Source organism: Pseudonocardia sp. Ae150A_Ps1, from assembly GCF_001932315.1.
GTDB lineage: Bacteria > Actinomycetota > Actinomycetes > Mycobacteriales > Pseudonocardiaceae > Pseudonocardia.
Map to the genome: position 1 here is coordinate 2426182 of NZ_MCIJ01000001.1, position 18676 is coordinate 2444857.

Annotated in this window: 15 protein-coding genes; 2 read left to right on the forward strand and 13 right to left on the reverse strand. The window is 73.0% G+C overall.

From position 1 onward, the window contains the following. Positions 1-147: 147 nt before the first annotated feature. The 9 genes from raiA to Ae150APs1_RS11155 all read right to left on the reverse strand — a co-directional run bounded on the left by raiA (position 148) and on the right by Ae150APs1_RS11155 (position 10744). A complete protein-coding gene (gene raiA, locus Ae150APs1_RS11115) occupies positions 148-807 on the reverse strand; it encodes a ribosome-associated translation inhibitor RaiA (protein ID WP_010239734.1) in 660 nt (219 codons plus the stop codon). 362 nt (positions 808-1169) lie between these two features. After that, positions 1170-1901, reverse strand: coding sequence for a ComF family protein (locus Ae150APs1_RS11120; RefSeq protein WP_075301985.1), 732 nt, complete (start codon positions 1899-1901; stop codon positions 1170-1172). 157 nt (positions 1902-2058) lie between these two features. Next, positions 2059-3804, reverse strand: coding sequence for an LpqB family beta-propeller domain-containing protein (locus Ae150APs1_RS11125; RefSeq protein ID WP_075297379.1), 1746 nt, complete (start codon positions 3802-3804; stop codon positions 2059-2061). After that, positions 3801-5624 carry an MtrAB system histidine kinase MtrB gene (gene mtrB, locus Ae150APs1_RS11130; RefSeq protein WP_010240540.1) on the reverse strand — a complete coding sequence of 608 codons (1824 nt, stop codon included), beginning with the start codon at positions 5622-5624 and terminating at the stop codon, positions 3801-3803. Before mtrB ends, Ae150APs1_RS11125 begins: the two co-directional genes overlap by 4 nt. A 19-nt stretch (positions 5625-5643) precedes the next feature. Next, on the reverse strand, positions 5644-6321 hold the full coding sequence (gene mtrA / locus Ae150APs1_RS11135; protein WP_010240537.1) for an MtrAB system response regulator MtrA: 678 nt from the start codon (positions 6319-6321) through the stop codon (positions 5644-5646). A gap of 25 nt (positions 6322-6346) precedes the next feature. Beyond that, positions 6347-6985, reverse strand: a complete 639-nt coding sequence (locus tag Ae150APs1_RS11140) for a dTMP kinase (protein WP_075297381.1) — start codon at positions 6983-6985, stop codon at positions 6347-6349. Between the two features lie 16 nt (positions 6986-7001). Next, entirely contained in the window at positions 7002-7478 is a 477-nt protein-coding gene (locus Ae150APs1_RS11145) for an NUDIX hydrolase (RefSeq protein WP_010240531.1), read from the reverse strand. A gap of 89 nt (positions 7479-7567) precedes the next feature. After that, positions 7568-9070, reverse strand: a complete 1503-nt coding sequence (gene ahcY, locus Ae150APs1_RS11150) for an adenosylhomocysteinase (RefSeq protein ID WP_075297383.1) — start codon at positions 9068-9070, stop codon at positions 7568-7570. A gap of 294 nt (positions 9071-9364) precedes the next feature. After that, the gene (locus Ae150APs1_RS11155) at positions 9365-10744 is read right to left on the reverse strand and encodes a glutamate mutase L (protein WP_075297385.1); all 1380 of its coding nucleotides are present in this window, start codon (positions 10742-10744) and stop codon (positions 9365-9367) included. 160 nt (positions 10745-10904) lie between these two features. Here Ae150APs1_RS11155 and Ae150APs1_RS11160 point away from each other — a divergent pair, with 160 nt between their 5' ends. Further along, on the forward strand, positions 10905-12533 hold the full coding sequence (locus tag Ae150APs1_RS11160) for a long-chain fatty acid--CoA ligase (protein ID WP_075297387.1): 1629 nt from the start codon (positions 10905-10907) through the stop codon (positions 12531-12533). Between the two features lie 85 nt (positions 12534-12618). Here the strand turns inward: Ae150APs1_RS11160 and Ae150APs1_RS11165 are convergent, their stop codons facing one another. The 3 genes from Ae150APs1_RS11165 to ald all read right to left on the reverse strand — a co-directional run bounded on the left by Ae150APs1_RS11165 (position 12619) and on the right by ald (position 17129). Next, the gene (locus tag Ae150APs1_RS11165) at positions 12619-14211 is read right to left on the reverse strand and encodes an amino acid permease (protein WP_075297389.1); all 1593 of its coding nucleotides are present in this window, start codon (positions 14209-14211) and stop codon (positions 12619-12621) included. Positions 14212-14315: 104 nt separating this feature from the next. Then, a complete protein-coding gene (locus Ae150APs1_RS11170; protein WP_075297391.1) occupies positions 14316-15875 on the reverse strand; it encodes an amino acid permease in 1560 nt (519 codons plus the stop codon). Positions 15876-16028: 153 nt separating this feature from the next. Then, entirely contained in the window at positions 16029-17129 is a 1101-nt protein-coding gene (gene ald, locus Ae150APs1_RS11175) for an alanine dehydrogenase (protein WP_075297393.1), read from the reverse strand. An 89-nt stretch (positions 17130-17218) separates the two neighbouring features. Between ald and Ae150APs1_RS11180 the strand changes: the two genes are divergently transcribed. Continuing rightward, on the forward strand, positions 17219-17722 hold the full coding sequence (locus Ae150APs1_RS11180) for an Lrp/AsnC family transcriptional regulator (protein WP_075297395.1): 504 nt from the start codon (positions 17219-17221) through the stop codon (positions 17720-17722). Here the strand turns inward: Ae150APs1_RS11180 and Ae150APs1_RS11185 are convergent. Continuing rightward, positions 17716-18666 carry a cation diffusion facilitator family transporter gene (locus Ae150APs1_RS11185; RefSeq protein WP_010233927.1) on the reverse strand — a complete coding sequence of 317 codons (951 nt, stop codon included), beginning with the start codon at positions 18664-18666 and terminating at the stop codon, positions 17716-17718. The two genes, Ae150APs1_RS11180 and Ae150APs1_RS11185, sit on opposite strands and share 7 nt — an antisense overlap. Between the last annotated feature and the right edge of the window lie 10 nt (positions 18667-18676).

Sequence of the window (18676 nt, forward strand, 5' to 3'; positions counted from 1 at the left end):
CGCCATCGTACGTGCCCGCCACGTCCGGCCCCGCGCCGCTGCGGCCACCGCACGCTCCACCCGCCCGTGACGCGCCGGTCCGGCCACCGCGGGAGCCGCCGGGCGCGGGTGCACCGCCGTGGGCGGCCGTGCACCCGCGCCGGACGGTCAGCCGCCGAGCCGGATCACGCCGTAGTCGTAGCCGTGCCGCCGGTAGACGACGGACGGACGGCCGCTCTCGCTGCAGGAGAACAGGTAGAAGTCGTGACCGACGAGCTCCATCCGGGACAGCGCCTCGTCCACCGTCATGGGCGCGGCGCCGTGGGTCTTCTCCCGCACGATCCGCCCGGGCCGGTACTCGGCGTCCCACTGCTCCTCGAGCCGGGCGATCTCGGCGTCCGGAAGGGTCTCGTCGTGCGCACGGGGGGCCGGGATGGTGTCGGAGATCGGCGGGGCCTGCTCCATGAGCGCGACGGCGGACGCGGTCGCGGCGGCTCGGGACGCCTGCACGCGGTCGCGACGGCTGGGCTTACGACGGTCGTGGGAACGGCGCAGACGCTCGGCGAGCTTGCCCGCGGCCAGGTCCAGGGCGGCGTAGAAGTCGGGCCCCGACGCCTCGGCACGGGCGACGGCTCCGCAGCCGCCGCGGCCGGTGATCTCCACTCGCTGGCAGGACTTCTGCTGACGGCGGTTCGGCTCGTGGAAGAGCACCACCTCCATCCCGACGATCTTGTGGTCGTGACGTTCCAGGCGGCTGAGCTTCTCCTCGACCAGACCACGGAAGTGGTCGGGAACCTCGACGTTCCGGCCGGTGACGACGATCTCCACTCGGACATCCCTCGCTTCAGTCGTGCTGACCCGGGACTCGACGACGGCCCCGGGGGGGGTGGGCTATCGGTCGCTCCTCCTGATGTGGTAGCGGCTGCGAGTTCACCGGACGTTATCGGTAAAGCCGTCTGCCCGACAGGTCGTTCGCCGACCCGCTCGGGGGACGTACGACTCGCGATCACCGCACTCCGCGACGATCTCGTGGCAGCCGAGTGACACACGCCCGTCACTTCCTCCCGCTCACCGGGAGGACACACACGTGGAGTCCACAGTGGTCATTTCCGGAAGCCGTTCGGGACACGCTGCGGCAAACAGTCATATGTGACGACCATCACATGACGGCAGTCACTGGTTCGTGCGGTTCACCGCGAGCGGACCGGGGTCGTCGCATCGGCCAGCAGCACCGACCCGGCCGCCGGCACCCCGATCCGCGCCAGTACCGGGTGGCACGCACGCAGCGTCGCTCCGGTGGTGACGACGTCGTCGACCAGCAGCACCGGCTCGTCCGGGCCCGGACCACGACGAGGACCGCCCGCCGGGCGCAGCGCGGAGGCGAGGTTCTCCGCGCGGGCCGCGGCGTCGAGCCCGACCGAGTCCCGCGCCCGCCGGTCCAGCGCGAGGACCGGGAGCACCCATGCCGGGAGCCCCGCGGCGGTCAGCCGGGGGGCCAGCGCCCGGCACAGCCGAAGGACGTGGTCTCCCCCGCGCGCCCGCGCCGCCGACGGCCGGGACGGGGCCGGCACCAACCAGACCCGGCCCGGGTCGGCCCGGGCCGGGCCCACCGCTCCCGGCCCACCGGGCAGGACCGCGGCGACCGCGGGGACGAGCAGCGCCGCCAGTTCCGGCGCCAGGTCACGACACCCGCGCTCCTTGTAGGCCAGCACGGCCCGGCGCAACGGCCCCCGGTAGCGCGCGGCCGCCACGACCCGCCCCGCGCCCGGGACCCGGACCGCGATCGGGCCCGCGGTGTCGTCGGCGCAGGCCGGGCACCAGCCGCCACTGCCCGGCGGCCCGGCGCCGCACCCCCCGCAGGTCCGGGGCAGCAGCAGGTCCAGCAGGGCGGCGAACGGTGTCGGGGCACGGTGGGTCGTCATGGTCCGGAGAGTGCACCGGAGCACCGGCACCGGTCGGCCGTCGCCGGCCCCGGACCGGGAGTTGTCCACAAGTGCCGGATCCGTCCACAGGCCGCGGATCGGGCGGTCCGCCGGCGCCCCGGTGCCGCAGGATCACCGCTGAGGGACCGGCGGCCGGTCAGCCCGGATAGAAGGGGCGCGCGCCGGTGGTGGCACCGACCGTCTGCCGCCACGCGTCCAGCTCCCCGCCGGAGAAGCTCCACAGGCCGGTCCGGTCGGTCACGTAGATCGGCCGTCCCGGGGCGGCGGTCACCGCACGCAGAGGAGAGGTGAGGTTGGTGCCGGGCAACTGGTCGAGGATCAGGCCGTCGAGGGTCACCAGCGAGACGGGCCGGTCGGAGTCGGCGGCGACGACGAGCTGCTCACTGGACCGCCAGTCGACGGCCACGGCGTCCTCCAGGTCGTCGGGCCGCAGCTCGCGCAACGGCCCGATCGCCTGTGCACCGCCGGGGCCGGGCACGATCGGCCCGACCAGCACGCGCCCGTCGGCGACGACCGCGACGCGACCGCCCTCCCTGGCGAGTGCGATGTCGCGGATCTCCCGGACGCCGTCGAGCACCCTGGTGTCCAGCGGAGCCTCCGCCGGAGGCTCCGCCGCCGGCACCGCGACCCGGCGCAGCCTGCCGTCGGCGACCGCCCAGATCTCGTCCCCGGCCGCGTTCCAGCTCAGTGCGGTGACGACCGCGCCGGAGACCGGCGTCGCGGTGAGCGTCCCGCCGGACGGGCCGACCAGGAGTCGCTGGGTGCCGCTCTCCTCCCGGGAGACCACGGCGATCCGGTCGGTCCGCGTCGCGGTCGCGGCGTCGACCACGTCGAAGGAGCCGTTGCCCGCCTGCCCGGGGACGGGAGCGTCCTGCCCGCCCTCGACCAGCCGGCAGACCCGGCCGCCGTCGACGACGAGCGGGTACGTCGGCATCCGCTCCGGCCCGGCGACGAGCGCCGCGAAGTCGTCCCGGGTGACCTCGGGCCGGTCCGGCAGCAGCGGTTCGCCGTCGGAGAGCACGCGCACCCGCGGCACGCTCACCTCCGACAGCGTGGACGCGATCTGCGCGGCGAGCAGCTGCCGGTCCTGCGGGGAGAGCCCGGACACCCCGGCGAGGTCGACGACCACGACGCCGTCCGGCGACTCCGTGACGGCCGAGCGCAGGCGGGCGGTGGCGGGGAACAGCGTGGTGGCCGCGCCGGCCAGCCCGTCGGACGGCCCTCGCATCAGGACCTCGGTCGCCCGGGCGGCCAGCTGGTTCTGCCGGGTGCTGGGGACGTAGTGGGGATCCGCCAGCAGCGAGCCACGCTGCGGGTCGACGAACCACGCCCGCAGCGACCGGTAGTTCGCGCGGAAGTCGGAGAGCCGGACCATCACCCCGGGCGGGAGCCGGTCGATCCGCCAGTGGTCGTCCTGGCGCACCACACCGATGTCGACCTCGACCGGCTGCGGGGCCGGCTCGAACGCCCCGGAGGCGCTGACCGTGCCGAGCTGCGCACCGCGCACGCGTACGACCGCGCGGTCCGGGCCGGCCGCGGCGGTGTCCGGGGCGAAGACGGTGTCGAAGCGCTCGGTGAGCACCGTCAGCGATGCGCCGTCGTCCCAGCTCGACGCCGGGGCGGCGAGATAGCGGCGGGCCAGCGCGTGCCGGTCGTCGGGACGGCCGGAGGCGTAGACGAACCCGCGGACCAGGCCGAGCGGATCGGCGTCCTCGATCGGGCCGTCCGGCAGCGCCGCACCGTCCGCGCCGCTCTGCCGCAGGACCTGGACCGACGAGTGTTCCGGCACGCTGGCGCAGCCGGCCAGCACCGCGAGACAGACGACCATCCCGACCCGGGCGGCCCATCGCAGCGCGGGCACGGTGTCCCGCCGGGCGGTCACCGGTCACCACCGGGGTCGGTGATGGCCCGCTCGGCGGGCTGCACCGGTGCGTGCTCGTCGCCGCGGATCTGCCACGCGTCCTCGGCGTGCACCGGGCGCGGCTCGTCGCGCGGGCCGCGGACGTCGTCGCGGCGGGCGCTGATCCCGCGGGGCGGGGTGGGCACCGATCCTGCTCGTCCGTCGCGCGGGGTACCGGCCTCGTCGTCGCCCGAGGGCGGGCCCAGCGGCAGCGGCGGGGTGGAGATGTGACCGCCGATCTGCCGGGGCAGCGTGAGCCGGAAGGCCGATCCCTTGCCGGGCTCGCCCCACGCCTGGAGCCAGCCACCGTGCAGCCGGGCGTCCTCGATGCTGATCGACAGCCCCAGCCCGGTGCCGCCGCTGCGCCGGGCGCGGGACTCCTCGGCCCGCCAGAACCGGTTGAACACCAGGTCCGCCTCGCCGGGCCGCAGCCCGACACCGTGGTCGCGCACGACGACCGCGACGGCCGCGGGATCGCCGGCCATCGTCACCTCCACCTGCTGTCCCTCCCCGTGGTCGATCGCGTTCGCCACCAGGTTCCGCACGATCCTCTCGACCCGCCGCGGGTCGGCCTCCACCCCCTCGCCCTCGGGGAGGTCGAGCACCAGCTCGGTGCCGGCGTCGGCGGCCAGGCCGCGGACGGCGTCGACGGCGTGGCGCACCACGGCCGACAGGTCGATCCGCTCGGCACCCAGCTCGGCGACACCGGCGTCGAGCCGGGAGATCTCCAGCAGATCGGCCAGCAGCACCTCGAACCGGTCCAGCTCGGTGACCAGCAGCTCGGAGCTGCGGCGCAGGGCGGGCAGGAGCTCGTCGCGGGAGGCGTAGAGCACGTCGGCGGCCATCCGGACCGTCGTCAGCGGGGTGCGCAGCTCGTGGCTCACGTCGGAGGTGAACCGGCGTTGCAGCGCACCGAACTCCTCGAGCTGCGCGATCTGCGCCGCGAGGCTGCCGGCCATCTCGTTGTAGGACTCGGCGAGCCGAGCGACCTCGTCCTCGCCGCGGACCGCCATGCGCTCGTCGAGGTGGCCGCCCGCGAAGCGTTCCGCCACGTCGGCGGCGTGCCGGATCGGCCGCACCACCTGCCGGGTGACCAGGCTGGCGATCGCGGCGAGCAGGACCAGGAGCACGAGCCCGCCGACGATCAGCGTGCTCTGGACGAGGTTCAGCGTCAGCCGTTCCCCCTCGAGCGGGAACAGCAGGTAGAACTGCAGCTCGCGGCCCGCCGTCGCGACCGGCTGCCCGATCACGAGCGTGGGTACGCCGTCGACCGTCACGTACTGGCGGCCCATGCCGCCCTCGGCGACGGTGTCGCGCAGCTCGGAGGTGACCTGCCCGACGTCACCGGACGAGACCTCCGGCCCGTTGCCGGAGCCGGTCGTCAGTGCGGCGCGGTAGTCACCGGCGGCCGACGAGCCGGGCGCGGAGGACTGGGTGTTCGTCAGCCGCTGCAACGCCGAGTCGAGCGTCTCCTGCGCGCCCTCGCGGTCCGGGTCGACGCCCGAGAGCTCGCCCTCCAGTACCACCCGGCTGGTGTCCGCCTGCACGAACGCGCCGTTGGCCTTGCTCTGCAACAGCCGCTCGGTGATCTCGCTCTGCAGCACCAGCCCGAGCACGAGCACGACGGCCGTCGACAGCGCGAGGGTCGACACCACGACCCGGAGCTGCAGCGACCGCCGCCAGGACGCCGCGACCAGCGCGCCGAGCTCGTGCGCCTGCGCCCGCAGCGGCGCCAGCGCGCGGGCGATCCGGCGCACCCCGGGCACGCCGGCGAGCCTGCGACGCAGTCCGCCCCGGCTCATCGCCGGCGACCGGACCCGGTCACGGGGGCCCGGCCTTGTACCCCACCCCGCGGACGGTCAGGACCACCTCGGGGCGTTCCGGGTCGCGCTCCACCTTGGACCGCAGACGCTGCACGTGCACGTTCACCAGGCGGGTGTCGGCCGCGTGCCGGTACCCCCAGACCTGCTCGAGCAGGACCTCCCGGGTGAACACCTGGCGCGGCTTGCGGGCGAGCGCCACGAGCAGGTCGAACTCGAGCGGGGTGAGCGCGATCGGCCTGCCACCGCGCGTCACCTGGTGCGCGGGGACGTCGATGTCGATCTCACCGATCGAGAGCTGCTCGGCCGGTTCGGTCTCGATGCGGCGGACCCGGGCCCGGATCCGCGCGACGAGCTCCTTCGGCTTGAACGGCTTGACGACGTAGTCGTCGGCGCCGGACTCCAGGCCGAGCACGACGTCGACCGTGTCGCTCTTCGCGGTGAGCATGACGATCGGGACGCCCGACTCCGCGCGGATCGCCCGGCACACGTCGATGCCGTTCATCCCGGGCAGCATCAGGTCGAGGAGCACCACGTCGGGCTGCATGTCCCGGACGGCGGGAAGCGCCCGCGTGCCGTCGGAGACGACCGCGGTCTCGAATCCCTCGCCCCGCAGCACGATGGTGAGCATCTCGGCCAGGGCCGGGTCGTCGTCGACCACCAGCACGCGCGACTTCATGTTCCTCACTATCCCAGTCCGGTGGTCAGGGTCGTTGCAGCAGGTCGGCGACGAGCCCGGCCGGGTCGGCCGGATCGCCCAGCACCGTCCACGGGCTCAGCCAGGCGGCGTCGGCGAGCTGGCGGTACACGGCGTCGGTCCGGGCCTGCAGGGCGTCGTCGCTCTCGTAGGCGTCCCGTTGCCGGGCCTCGGTCAGCTCCCGCGCGCGGGCCCGCTCGGCGGCGACCGCGCGCGGTGGGGCGAGGAGCAGCTGGTGGTCGGGGACCGGGATGCCGAACCGGTCGATCTCGAGCTCCCTGACCCAGCCGACGACCTCGCCACGGACGTCCTGGCCGAGCCGCGCGGCGTTGTAGGCGGCGTTGGAGGCGACGTACCGGTCGACCAGCACGACGTCGTGCGTGCCGAGCGACTCGCGCAGCCCGGCCGCGGCGTCGCGCCGGTCGAGCGCGAACAGCACCGCCATGGCGTGCACCGACGACGCGAGGTCGCCCATCCGCCCGTAGAGCGCGTCGCGGGCCAGCTCGGCGTGCACGTCGTCGTCGTAGCGGGGGAACGCGGCCGAGGTGACCGTGGCGCCCCCGGCGCGCAGCGCAGCGGTCAGCCGGCCGGCGAAGGTGCGCTTCCCGGCACCGTCCAGCCCCTCGATGACCACCAGCCGTCCCACGGGCGCTGACCCTAGGTCAGGCGCCGATGGCCCGGACCACGGGCCACGTGGTCGCAAACCCGGGGTGCAGGTCCAGCTCGCCGAGGCGGTCGGTGCGCACCCAGCGCAGCTCGGTGCTCTCCGCACCGCGCACGCCGACCGGCGGCGCCTCGAGGGCACGCACGACCACGGTCGTGTACGTCCAGCCGCCGTGGTCGTCGACGAACTCGTCGAGCGTGGCCACCGCCGCGGTGTCGAGCGTGCTCTCCTCCGCCGCCTCGCGCAGCGCCGTGTCGTGCGCGGACTCACCCCGGTCACGGGCACCGCCCGGGATCCCCCATGTCCCGCCGTGGTGGCTCCAGCCCGCCCGGTGCTGCAGCAGGATCCGTTCCACCCCGGGCGGGTCCTCCGCGGCGCGGTGCCGGACCAGCAGGCCCGCGGCGCCGAACACCCCCCAGTGCTTGTGGCCGTGGGCGCAGTGCACCCAGCCGTCCCCGGAACCGCGGTCGATCACGGACGAACCCCCTGGACACGCCGACGGCGCGGCGGCTGCAGCCACCGCGCCGTCGGACGGAGAAACCCGGACCCCGAGGGGCCTCCCGATCAGTACCGGTAGTGCTCCGGCTTGTACGGGCCCTCGACGTCCACGCCGATGTACTCGGCCTGGTCCTTGCTGAGCTTGGTCAGCTCACCACCCAGCGCCAGCACGTGCACCTTGGCGACCTTCTCGTCGAGGTGCTTCGGCAGACGGTAGACGTCCTTGTTGTACTCGTCGTGCTTGGTGAACAGCTCGATCTGGGCGATCGTCTGGTTCGCGAACGAGTTCGACATGACGAACGACGGGTGGCCGGTCGCGTTGCCGAGGTTCATCAGCCGGCCCTCGGAGAGCACCAGGATCGAGTGCCCGTCCGGGAAGATCCACTCGTCGACCTGCGGCTTGATGTTGATCTTGTTGATGCCCGCGATGCGGCCCAGCCCGGCCATGTCGATCTCGTTGTCGAAGTGACCGACGTTGCACAGGATCGCCTGGTGCTTCATCTTCTGCATCAGCTCGGTCGTGACGATGTCCTTGTTGCCGGTCGTGGTGACCACGACGTCGGCGGTGTGGATGACGTCCTCGACCTTCGCCACCTGGAAGCCCTCGAGCAGCGCCTGGAGGGCGCAGATCGGGTCGACCTCGGAGACGATCACGCGGGCACCCTGGCCGGCCAGCGCCTCGGCGCAGCCCTTGCCGACGTCGCCGTAGCCGGCGACGACCGCGACCTTGCCGCCGATCAGCACGTCGGTGGCGCGGTTCAGGCCGTCCAGCAGCGAGTGCCGGATGCCGTACTTGTTGTCGAACTTCGACTTGGTGACCGAGTCGTTGACGTTGATCGCCGGGAACAGCAGCTTGCCCTGCTCGGCGAGCTGGTACAGGCGGTTGACGCCGGTGGTGGTCTCCTCGGTGACGCCGCGGATGTCCGAGTTGATGGTGGTCCAGCGCTTCGGGTCCTCGGCGAGGCTGCGGCGCAGGGTCGCCAGGACGACCCGCTCCTCGTCGGCGACGGTCTCGTCGTCGTCGGCGACGGTCGGCACGACGCCGGTCTCCTCGAACTCGACACCCTTGTGCACGAGCAGCGTGGCGTCGCCGCCGTCGTCGAGGATCATGTTCGGGCCGACGATGTCGCCGTTGGCGTCACGGAACTTGAACAGCTGCTCCGTGCACCACCAGTACTCCTCCAGGGTCTCGCCCTTCCAGGCGAAGACCGGCACGCCCTGCGGGTTCTCCGGCGTCCCGTTCGGGCCGACGACGGTGGCCGCCGCGGCGTAGTCCTGGGTGGAGAAGATGTTGCAGGAGACCCAGCGCACGTCGGCACCCAGGCTGACCAGGGTCTCGATGAGGACCGCGGTCTGCGTGGTCATGTGCAGCGACCCGGCGATCCGCGCCCCGGCGAGCGGCTTGGCCTCGGCGTACTCGCGGCGCAGGTCGATCAGGCCCGGCATCTCGTTCTCGGCCAGCCGGATGTCCTTCCGGCCGTACTCCGCCTCGTTGATGTCGGCGATCGCGAAGTCGAGGCCGTTGACGTTCTGCAGCTTCGGGTGGCCGGTCGTCTCGGATGCGGTCATGGGGTGGGTGCGCCTCCTCGGGCGGTCGTGTCGGACTCATCCGTGCGACCGGTGCTACCGGCCGCATCCCGGACGGGAAGGACTCCGGCGGAGGCGAAGTGCGGCGACACGGAAGCACGGCGCCCTCCCTCCTCGTCGGAGACAGGCGCCCTTTCCTCGTCCGTGCCGGGCCGGGCCCCGAGCGTGGCGGCGGCACCCGTGCGGGTGCGTGACCGCTGCAGCGCCTCTCGGCGCCCGGCTCTCTCGCAGGAACCATCGTTCCCAGGGACCCGGAGGGTGTCAACCGGACGACGCTCACCCGCCGAGGCGCTCGACGAGCAGCGCACGGGCGGCGTCCTCCCGGCCGTGCGCTGCCAGGAGACCGGCCGGGGCGAGCACGGACTCGGTGTCCACCCGGACCTCGACCTGCGCGAGCATCGCCAGCAGGACGGGGTCACGACGCACCGTCTCGGCGACCGCGGCCAGCGCGGCGGGATCGCGCTGGCGGAACACTCCCCCGGTGAGGACGACGAGACCGATGTCACCGGCCGGGCCGGCGGCCGGCTCCGCCGGAGCGGGCGCGATCCGGTCCGGCGCAGCCCCGGGGACGTCCGCGGGGAGGAGGCCGGTGTGCCGCAGGTGCCGGCGCAGCGCGACGACGGCGGCGATCGCGGCGAGCCTGCGGTCCTCGGCGGCCGCACCCCGGTCGGCGGGCACCGCCGGACCGGACGCCTCCAGCGCCGCGACGGCCGGGGCCAGCAGGTCGGCCTCGACCGGATCGACGAGCCCCTCGGTCTGCGCCTCCACCAGCACGCCGCCGGCCCCGTCCCGGACGCCGAGGTCACCCTCGACCGTCATCACCCCGGAACCGGGCCCGGGCGTCCCCAGGTGCACCCCGGTCGTCGCCGACCCGACGTCGACGACCAGCACCCCGGTCCCCGTCAGCCGGGCCAGCACCCCGGCACCGGCCGCCACCGCGACCGGTGTGCGGACGGGTGCCAGGTCGCCGAACCCGCCGGGCCCCGACCGCACCCCGAGCGCCTGGCCCGCGTAGAGCTCGGCGACGGCGTCGCGCACCGGCCCGGTCACGATCTCCCCGGGACGGGGCGTCGCGTTCGGGTACGAGGTCACGTCCCGGCCCCCCGCCCGCAGCAGGTCGAGGGCCTCGTCCCGGGCGGCGTCGGCGACGGCGAGCAGCACCGACCAGCCACCCCGGGTCCGGGCGAGCCGCCCGGCGTTGTGCAGGACGACGCCGGGGTCCTCGCCCTCGGCCCCGCCCAGCAGCAGGACCGCGCCGGGACGCTGATCGGTGAGCTCGCGGACCGCGTCGCTCTCCAGCGGGCCGGTGTGCACCCCCACCACCCGCGCCCCCGCCGACCGGCACGCCCGGTGCGCGGCCTCGGTCGCCGCGAGCCGGTCCGCCCCGACGACGGCGAGCCGCAGCGGCCCGCCCGCCGAGGAGCAGGCGAGCACCTCCAGGGCAGGCCCACCGGTCCGTCTCCCGATCGACGCCGCCGCGGCGGCGACCGCCGCGTCGACCCCCTCGATCACGTCCGCCGTCGTCGGGTGCTCGGCGAAACCGGCGGGTGTGCCGTCCGGGTGGACCAGCACCGCCTTCGTCCAGCTGGAGCCGACGTCCAGGCAGACCGCGGCGGTGTCCGGATCATCCGGGGCGCCGGAACACGGATCGGTCATGGGGGGCGAGCGTAGTGCGGTCGGGCCGTCACCAGGAGTGCCCGGACGGAGCGTTCCCCCACCCGACCGGCCCCGTCAGGTGGTGAGGCGGCTCACAGATCGACGCTACGGTCACCGGTGGACCGCACGAGAGTGCGCACCGCGACGGAACGGAGCGACGATGCTCGGACTGATGCAGGACCGGCCCCTGACCCTCCCGCACATCTTCCACCGGGCCGAGCAGCTGTTCGGCCACAATACCCTGGTCACGGCCCGCCCGGACGGCACGGAGCGGACCGTAACGGTCGCCGAGTGGGCGGTCCGGGTGCGGCGGCTCGCGACCGCCCTCGACACGCTCGGCATCTCGGACGGCGGCCGGGTCGGCACGTTCTGCTGGAACACCTCCCGGCACCTGGAGCTCTACCTGGCCGCACCGTGCACCGGCCGGGTGCTGCACACGCTCAACATCCGGCTGCACCCCGACCAGCTGGTCTACGTCGCCGACCACGCCGGGGACGAGGTCGTCTTCGTCGACCGGTCGCTGCTCGGGCTGCTCTGGCCGCACGTCGACCGGCTGCCGGGGGTGCGGCACGTGGTGGTACTCGACGACGGCGCGGACACCCCGGTCCCGGACGACCCGCGGATCCGCGACTACGAGGAGCTGCTCGCCGCCGCCGCGCCGTACGAGGGCCGGTTCGAGGTCGAGGACGAGAACGCGGCCGCCGCGATGTGCTACACGTCCGGCACCACCGGCAACCCGAAGGGCGTGGTGTACAGCCACCGCTCGACGATGCTGCACTCGATGGTCACGCTGATCGCCGACGGGCCGGCGCTGGCCGAGCGCGACGTCGTCATGCCGGTGGTCCCGATGTTCCACGCGAACTGCTGGGGGCTGCCCTACGGCTGCCTGCTCGCCGGCACCGCGATGGTGTTCCCCGGGCCGGACCTCTCGCCCGGCTCGCTGCTGGACCTGATCGAGCGGCACCGGGTGACCGTCACCGGCGGCGTCCCGACGATCTGGATGAACGCGCTCCCGCTGCTCGCCGAGCACGACCTGGCGTCGCTGCGGATGATCATCTGCGGGGGTTCGGCGGTCCCGAAGGCGCTCTCCGAGGAGTACCGCCGGACCCTCGGCCTGCCCCTGACGCACCTGTGGGGCATGACAGAGACCTCGCCGATCGGGACGGTCGGCATGCTCGGCACGCACCTCGACGGCGCCTCCGAGGAGGAGCTCGCCGCCGCCCGGGTGCGCCAGGGCAGGCCGGTGCCGCTGGTGGAGATGCGCATCGCCGACCCGGACACCGGCGAGGAGATGCCCTGGGACGACCGCGCGACCGGCGAGGTCCAGGCGTCGGGTCCGTGGATCGCCGCCGGGTACCACCGCGGCGAGGGCGGCGGCACCCAGTTCACCGACGACGGCTGGCTGCGCACCGGCGACGTCGCCGCCGTCGACCCGTACGGCTCGTTCCGCCTGGTCGACCGCACCAAGGACCTCATCAAGTCCGGTGGCGAGTGGATCGGCACCGTCGAGCTGGAGAACGAGATCATGGCGCACCCGCGGGTGGCCGAGGCGGCGGTGATCGGCGTCCCGCACGAGAAGTGGGTGGAACGCCCGCTGGCGTGCGTGGTCGTCGAGCCGGGGAGCACGCTCACCGCCGAGGAGCTCCTGGAGTTCCTGACCCCGCGGGTGGCGCGCTGGTGGCTGCCCGACGCGGTCGAGTTCATCGACGAGGTGCCGAAGACCTCGGTCGGGAAGTTCTCGAAGCGGACGCTGCGGGAGCGGTTCGAGGGCTACGCGCTGCCGACCTGACCGACCGGGCACGGACCCGCTTCGACGACGGCGGCGGCGCCCCGGGATCACCGGGACGCCGCCGCCGTGGTCGTCGGGAGGTCGGTCAGGAGGACGAGCCGGTGGAGCCGTCGTCGTCCGCCGACCGGTCGGTGGAGCCCACGGCGGTCTGCGGGGTCTTCCCCCCGCGGGCCTCGGACGCGATCTCGGCCAGCGTCTGCCCGGTCGCGAGGCGGCTGCGACGACGGCCGTAGGCGAAGTAGATCACCGCACCGAGCGCCATCCAGCCGAAGAACCGGATCCAGGTGTCGGCCGGCAGGAACAGCGCGACGCCGAAGCAGGCCACCGCGGACACGATCGGCAGCACCGGCATGAACGGCACCCGGAACGTGCGCGGCAGGTCCGGACGGCGCTTCCGCAGCACGATCACGCCGATCGAGACCAGGACGAACGCGGCCAGCGTGCCGATGTTGACCAGCTGCCCCAGCTCGGTGAGCGCCAGGAAGCCGCCCAGGACCGCCGCGGTCACACCGGTGATGATCGTCAGCCGGTACGGGGTGCGGTAGGTCGGGTGCACCCGGGCCAGCCACGGCGGCAGCAGCCGGTCGCGGCTCATCGCGAACGCCACCCGGGTCTGGCCGAGCATCAGCGTCATGATCACGACGGTGAGCCCGATCAGGATGCCGAACGAGATGATGAACTCGGCTGCCGGCAGGCCGGTGGCGGCCATGGCCGCGGCGGCCGGCGCCTCCACACCGAGCTGCTCGTACGGCAGGATCCCGGTGTAGATCAGCGAGACGATGATGTAGAGCAGCGTCGCGATGGTCAGCGAGGCGATGATCCCGATCGGCATCGTCCGCTGCGGGTTCTTCACCTCTTCCGACAGCGTGGCGACGATGTCGAAGCCGAGGTAGGCGAAGAACACCAGCGCCGCGCCGGTGAACACGCCGGTCAGGCCGAAGGCGGTGTCGATGCCGAACAGGTCGAGCAGCAGCGGTGTCCCGGCGTCGCTCGAGTAGTCGGCCGGCCGGGACTCGGGGATGAAGGGCGTCCAGTTCGACCCGGTCACGTAGAACGAGCCGATCAGGATGATCCCGCCGACGATGAGCAGCTTCAGCGAGGTGACGGTGGCGTTCACCCAGGCGGAGAGCCGGATGCCCACGATGAGCACCGCCATCATCAGCAGCGCGATGAAGACGGCGGACAGGTCGATGATCCCGCCGCCACCGGGGCCTGCGGAGATCGCGTCGGGGACCGGCAGCCCGATGCCCGCCATCACGGTGTCGAAGTAGCCGCCCCAGCCCTTGGAGACCGTGGCCGCGCCGAGCGTGAACTCCAGGACGAGGTCCCAGCCGATCATCCAGGCGATGAACTCGCCCATCGACGCGTAGGAGAACGTGTAGGCGCTGCCCGCCACCGGGACCGAGGACGCGAACTCGGCGTAGCAGAGCGCCGCCAGCGCGCAGACGATGCCGCTGATCAGGAAGGACAGCGCGACCGCGGGCCCCGAGTACAGGGCAGCCGCCTCGCCGGCGAGGACGAAGACACCGGTGCCGATCAGCACCCCGATACCCATGATCGTGAGCTGGACCGGGCCGAGCGCCTTCTTGAGCTGGAACTCCGGTTCTTCGGTGTCCCTGATCGCCTGCTCGACCGATTTGGTGCGGAAGATCCCGCCATTGGGACTTCTGGCCGTCATGGTGCGGAAAGATACGTAGTGCACCGTTCGGTCGTACAACCAGGTACGACGACGGCGGCGCCCGATCGCCGGGACGCCGCCGTCGCAGGTCGTTCGGGTGCGGGTCAGGACTCCCCGGAGCCGCCGGCCCCGCCGGAGCCGCCGATCTGGGCCGGCAGCTCACCGCGCTCGCGGCGGGCGAGCACGGAGTGGCGCCGCGAGTAGGCGAAGTACACGACCACACCGATGATCATCCAGAGGACGAACCGCAGCCAGGTCTCGACGGACAGGTTCAGCATCAGCCAGACGCAGGCCAGCACGGCCAGGATCGGGACGACCGGCACCAGCGGCGTCCGGAAGCCGCGCGGGAGCTCGGGCCGCGTCCGGCGCAGGATCACCACGCCGATCGAGACGAGCACGAACGCGAACAGCGTGCCGATGTTGACCATCTGCTCGAGGTCCTCGGCCGGGAAGAACGTCGCGACCAGCGCGATCACGGTGCCGATCAGCCAGGTTGCCCGGCCGGGGGTGCCGTAGTTGTTCGTCCTGGCCAGCCCGGTGGGCAGCAGGCCGTCGCGCGACATCGCGAAGATGACCCGGATCTGCCCGAGCATCAGCACCATGACGACGGTGGTGAGGCCGAGCAGGGCGCCCAGCGCGATGATCGTCGCCGCCCAGTTCACCCCGAGCGAGGCGAACGCGGTGGCCAGGGTGGCGCGGGTGCCGTCGGGCTGGGTCGCCAGCTCGGTGTAGGGCACCATGCCGGTGATCACGAGCGCGACCGCGACGTAGAGCACGGTGACGATCGCGAGCGAGCCCAGGATGCCGCGGGGCAGCGCCTTGGACGGGTTCTTCGTCTCCTCGGCGGTGGTCGCGACCGCGTCGAAGCCGATGAAGGCGAAGAACACGATGGCGGCCGCGGCGAACACGCCGTAGATCCCGAACACGCTGGACGACGCCCCGCCGAAGAACGACAGCAGCGACTGCTGGATGCCGGTGCCGGTCTCGGTGGTGCCGGGGGTGGGCTCCGGCACGAACGGGGTGTAGTTCGCGGCGTTGACGTAGAACAGCCCGAGGATGATCACGAACAGCACGATCGCGACCTTGATCGTGGTGATGACCAGGCTGACCCGGCTGGATAGCTTGGTGCCCCGGTACAGCAGGAAGGCCAGCACGAGGACGAGCAGCAGCGCGCCCCAGTCGAAGGAGAAGAAGCTCCCCAGCTCGAACGAGGTCGACACGTCGAGCCCGATCAGGCCGAGTGTCTGCGCCAGGTACTCCGACCAGCCCTTCGACACGTACGCCGAGCCGACCGCGAACTCCAGCACGAGGTCCCAGCCGATGATCCAGGCGATGAACTCGCCGAACGTGGCGTAGGAGAACGTGTACGCGCTGCCCGCCACCGGCACGGTGGAGGCGAACTCGGCGTAGCAGAGTGCGGCGAGACCGCAGGCGACCGCGGCGAGGACGAACGACAGCGACACCGCGGGACCCGCGATGTTGCCCGCCGTGCTCGCGGCCAGGGTGAAGATACCGGCGCCGATGACCACCGCGACCCCGAAGACGATCAGATCGATCGTCCCGAGGTCCTTCTTCAGCCGGGTGTCCGGTTCGTCGGTGTCCCGGATGGATTGCTCGACCGTCTTGGTGCGGAAGATTCCGCCACCACGGTTCGTGACCGTCATGAGCGGTGAAAATACGACCGTGGTGCGGTGCCCGTCACGCTCCGGGGGAGCAGATTTAGGGTCACGATAAGATTGCGCAACGATATGTCCGGTTTGCCGTGTCGCGCCCGGGCATGTCGCGACCCGGACCGGTGATCCCGTGCGCCGGGAGCGTCAGACCGTCCCGTGCTCCAGCCCGTGGGCCTGGGCCACCTCGGCCGAGAGCAGCGCGCCGCGGTGCGTGGACAGGCCGGCCGCCAGCGCCGGGTCGTCGGCCGTGGCGGCCTCCCAGCCACGGTCGGCCAGCCGCAGCACGTACGGCAGCGTCGCGTTGGTCAGCGCCCGGGTGGAGGTGTGCGGCACCGCGCCCGGCATGTTCGCGACGCAGTAGAAGACCGTGTCGTGGACGGCGTAGGTCGGCTCCGCGTGCGTGGTCGGCCGGGAGTCCTCGAAGCAGCCGCCCTGGTCGATCGCGATGTCGACGAGCACGGCGCCGGGGCGCATCTGCGCGACCAGCTCGTTCGGGACCAGCGTCGGGGCCTTCGCGCCCGGGACCAGCACCGCGCCGATGACCAGGTCGGCGTTCGTCACGGCCTCGCGGACCGCCAGCTGCGTGGAGTACACGGTGCGGACGCGGCCGGCGTAGCGCTCGTCGATCGCACGGAGCTTGTCGACGTCGATGTCCAGCACGGTGACCTGCGCGTGCATGCCCGCCGCGATGGCGATCGCGTTCGCTCCCGCGACACCGGCGCCGAGCACGACGACGTCGGCGCCCGGGGCACCGGGCACGCCACCCATCAGCACGCCGCGGCCACCGGCCGAGCGCATGAGGTGGTAGGCGCCGGCCTGCGGGGCCAGCCGGCCCGCGACCTCGCTCATCGGGGCGAGCAGCGGCAGCCGGCCGTCGGCGGTGCGCACGGTCTCGTAGGCGATGGAGGTGGTGCCCGCCGAGAGCAGCGCGTCGGTGCACGGCCGGGACGCGGCCAGGTGCAGGTAGGTGAACAGGGTGAGATCGGGGCGCAGGAAGCCGTACTCCGACCCGATCGGCTCCTTGACCTTGAGCAGCAGCTCCGCGGAGCCCCACACCTCGGCCGGGTCGGCGAGGACCTGCGCGCCGGCCTCCTTGTAGTCGGCGTCGGCGATGGCCGAGCCGGCGCCCGCGTCGTGCTGGACGACCACCTCGTGCCCGCGCTGGACGAGCTCGTGCACCCCGGCCGGGGTCAGCGCGACCCGGTACTCGTTGTCCTTGGTCTCCTTCGGCACCGCGACGCGCATGTCCCTCTCCTCACCGTCGGCTCCGTCAAGGATGAAGAAGAAGCGGTATCGTGCCAACTCCAACGACGAAGATTCTCGGATCGGTGGACATGAACGACGATGATTCGGTGGCGGCGGCACGATGGGCGGCCGAGCCGAACGTCGTTCGGCTGGACGGCACCGACCGCAGGCTGCTGCGGCTGCTGGAGCAGGACGCCCGGACCCCGAACAACGCGCTCGCCGAGGCCGTGGGGATCGCGCCGTCGACGTGCCTCGGCCGGGTCCGGGCCCTGCGGGACCGCGGGGTGATCCGCGGCTACCACGCCGACGTCGATCCCGCTGCCACCGGCCACCCGCTCCAGGCGATGATCTTCGTGACGTTGCAGGCCGACGCCCGCGACCGGCTCGACGAGTTCGTGACCCGGTCGTCCGGGCTGGCCGAGGTCCGCGACGTCTACTTCCTGGCGGGCGAGGACGACTACATGCTGCGCGTCGCCAGCGCCGGCACCGCGGCGCTGCGGCAGCTGGTCGGGGTGCTCAACTCCTGGCCAGAGGTCGCGGGCACCCGGACCTCACTGATCTTCGAGCACCACCGGGCGCCCGACACCTACTGAGCTCCCAGGCCCCCGGCGTCCTCCGCGGGGGCGGGACTGCGGTCCAGGTCCGGCTCCAGGTAGATGACCCGCGCGTCCGGCACGGCCGCACGCACCCGGGCCTCGGCCTCGTCGATGGCACGGGCGACCCGCTCCAGCGTCATACCGGGGGTGAAGGCGACCTTCGCCGCGACCAGCAGCTCCTCCGGGCCCAGGTACTGGGTCTTGAGGTGGATGCAGCGCTGCACGTCCGCACCGGCCTCCAGCTCGGTGACGATCCGGCCCACCACCTTCGGCAGCGCGCCCTCGCCGATGAGCAGGCTCTTCATCTCCACGACGAGGACGATCGCGATGACGCCGAGCAGTACCCCGATGCCCAGGGTCCCGACCGCGTCCCACACCGGGTCGCCGGTCAGCACGGTCAGCCCGACGCCGCCCAGCGCCAGCGACAGGCCGATCAGTGCGCCGAAGTCCTCCAGCAGCACCACCGGCAGCTCCGGGGCCTTGGCCTGCCGGATGAACAGCCACCAGCTGCGGTTGCCCTTGAGCGGACGCGACTCGGCCATCGCCGTCCGGAACGAGAAGCCCTCCAGGCAGATCGCGACCACCAGGATCACGACCGCGACGAGCGGCGAGGTCAGCGGCTCGGGCTCGGCCAGCTTGTGCAGGCCCTCGTACACCGCGAACACCGCACCGGCGGTGAAGAGCAGCAACGCGACGACGAAGGCGTAAAAGTAGCGGTCCCGCCCGTACCCGAACGGGTGCTCCGGCGTGGCCGCCCGGGCGGCCCGCTTCCCGCCGAGCAGCAGCAGCCCCTGGTTCGCGGTGTCGGCGACCGAGTGCACCGCCTCGGCCAGCATCGACGACGCCCCGGTGATCAGGTACCCGACGAACTTCGCCGCCGCGATCCCCAGGTTCGCGAGCAACGCCGCGATGATCGCCCTCGTCCCGCCGCCGGCCGACATGCGGTGCAGC

What these genes read in the sequence shown, in the direction of transcription:
- Ae150APs1_RS11185 (WP_010233927.1), bottom strand. Translation starts at nt 18,666, where the DNA reads ATGTCGGCCGGCGGCGGGACGAGGGCGATCATCGCGGCGTTGCTCGCG.
- Ae150APs1_RS11170 (WP_075297391.1), bottom strand. Translation starts at nt 15,875, where the DNA reads ATGACGGTCACGAACCGTGGTGGCGGAATCTTCCGCACCAAGACGGTC.
- ahcY (WP_075297383.1), bottom strand. Translation starts at nt 9,070, where the DNA reads ATGACCGCATCCGAGACGACCGGCCACCCGAAGCTGCAGAACGTCAAC.
- Ae150APs1_RS11160 (WP_075297387.1), top strand. Translation starts at nt 10,905, where the DNA reads ATGCTCGGACTGATGCAGGACCGGCCCCTGACCCTCCCGCACATCTTC.
- mtrA (WP_010240537.1), bottom strand. Translation starts at nt 6,321, where the DNA reads ATGAAGTCGCGCGTGCTGGTGGTCGACGACGACCCGGCCCTGGCCGAG.
- Ae150APs1_RS11155 (WP_075297385.1), bottom strand. Translation starts at nt 10,744, where the DNA reads ATGACCGATCCGTGTTCCGGCGCCCCGGATGATCCGGACACCGCCGCG.
- ald (WP_075297393.1), bottom strand. Translation starts at nt 17,129, where the DNA reads ATGCGCGTCGCGGTGCCGAAGGAGACCAAGGACAACGAGTACCGGGTC.
- Ae150APs1_RS11180 (WP_075297395.1), top strand. Translation starts at nt 17,219, where the DNA reads ATGAACGACGATGATTCGGTGGCGGCGGCACGATGGGCGGCCGAGCCG.
- Ae150APs1_RS11165 (WP_075297389.1), bottom strand. Translation starts at nt 14,211, where the DNA reads ATGACGGCCAGAAGTCCCAATGGCGGGATCTTCCGCACCAAATCGGTC.
- Ae150APs1_RS11120 (WP_075301985.1), bottom strand. Translation starts at nt 1,901, where the DNA reads ATGACGACCCACCGTGCCCCGACACCGTTCGCCGCCCTGCTGGACCTG.
- mtrB (WP_010240540.1), bottom strand. Translation starts at nt 5,624, where the DNA reads ATGAGCCGGGGCGGACTGCGTCGCAGGCTCGCCGGCGTGCCCGGGGTG.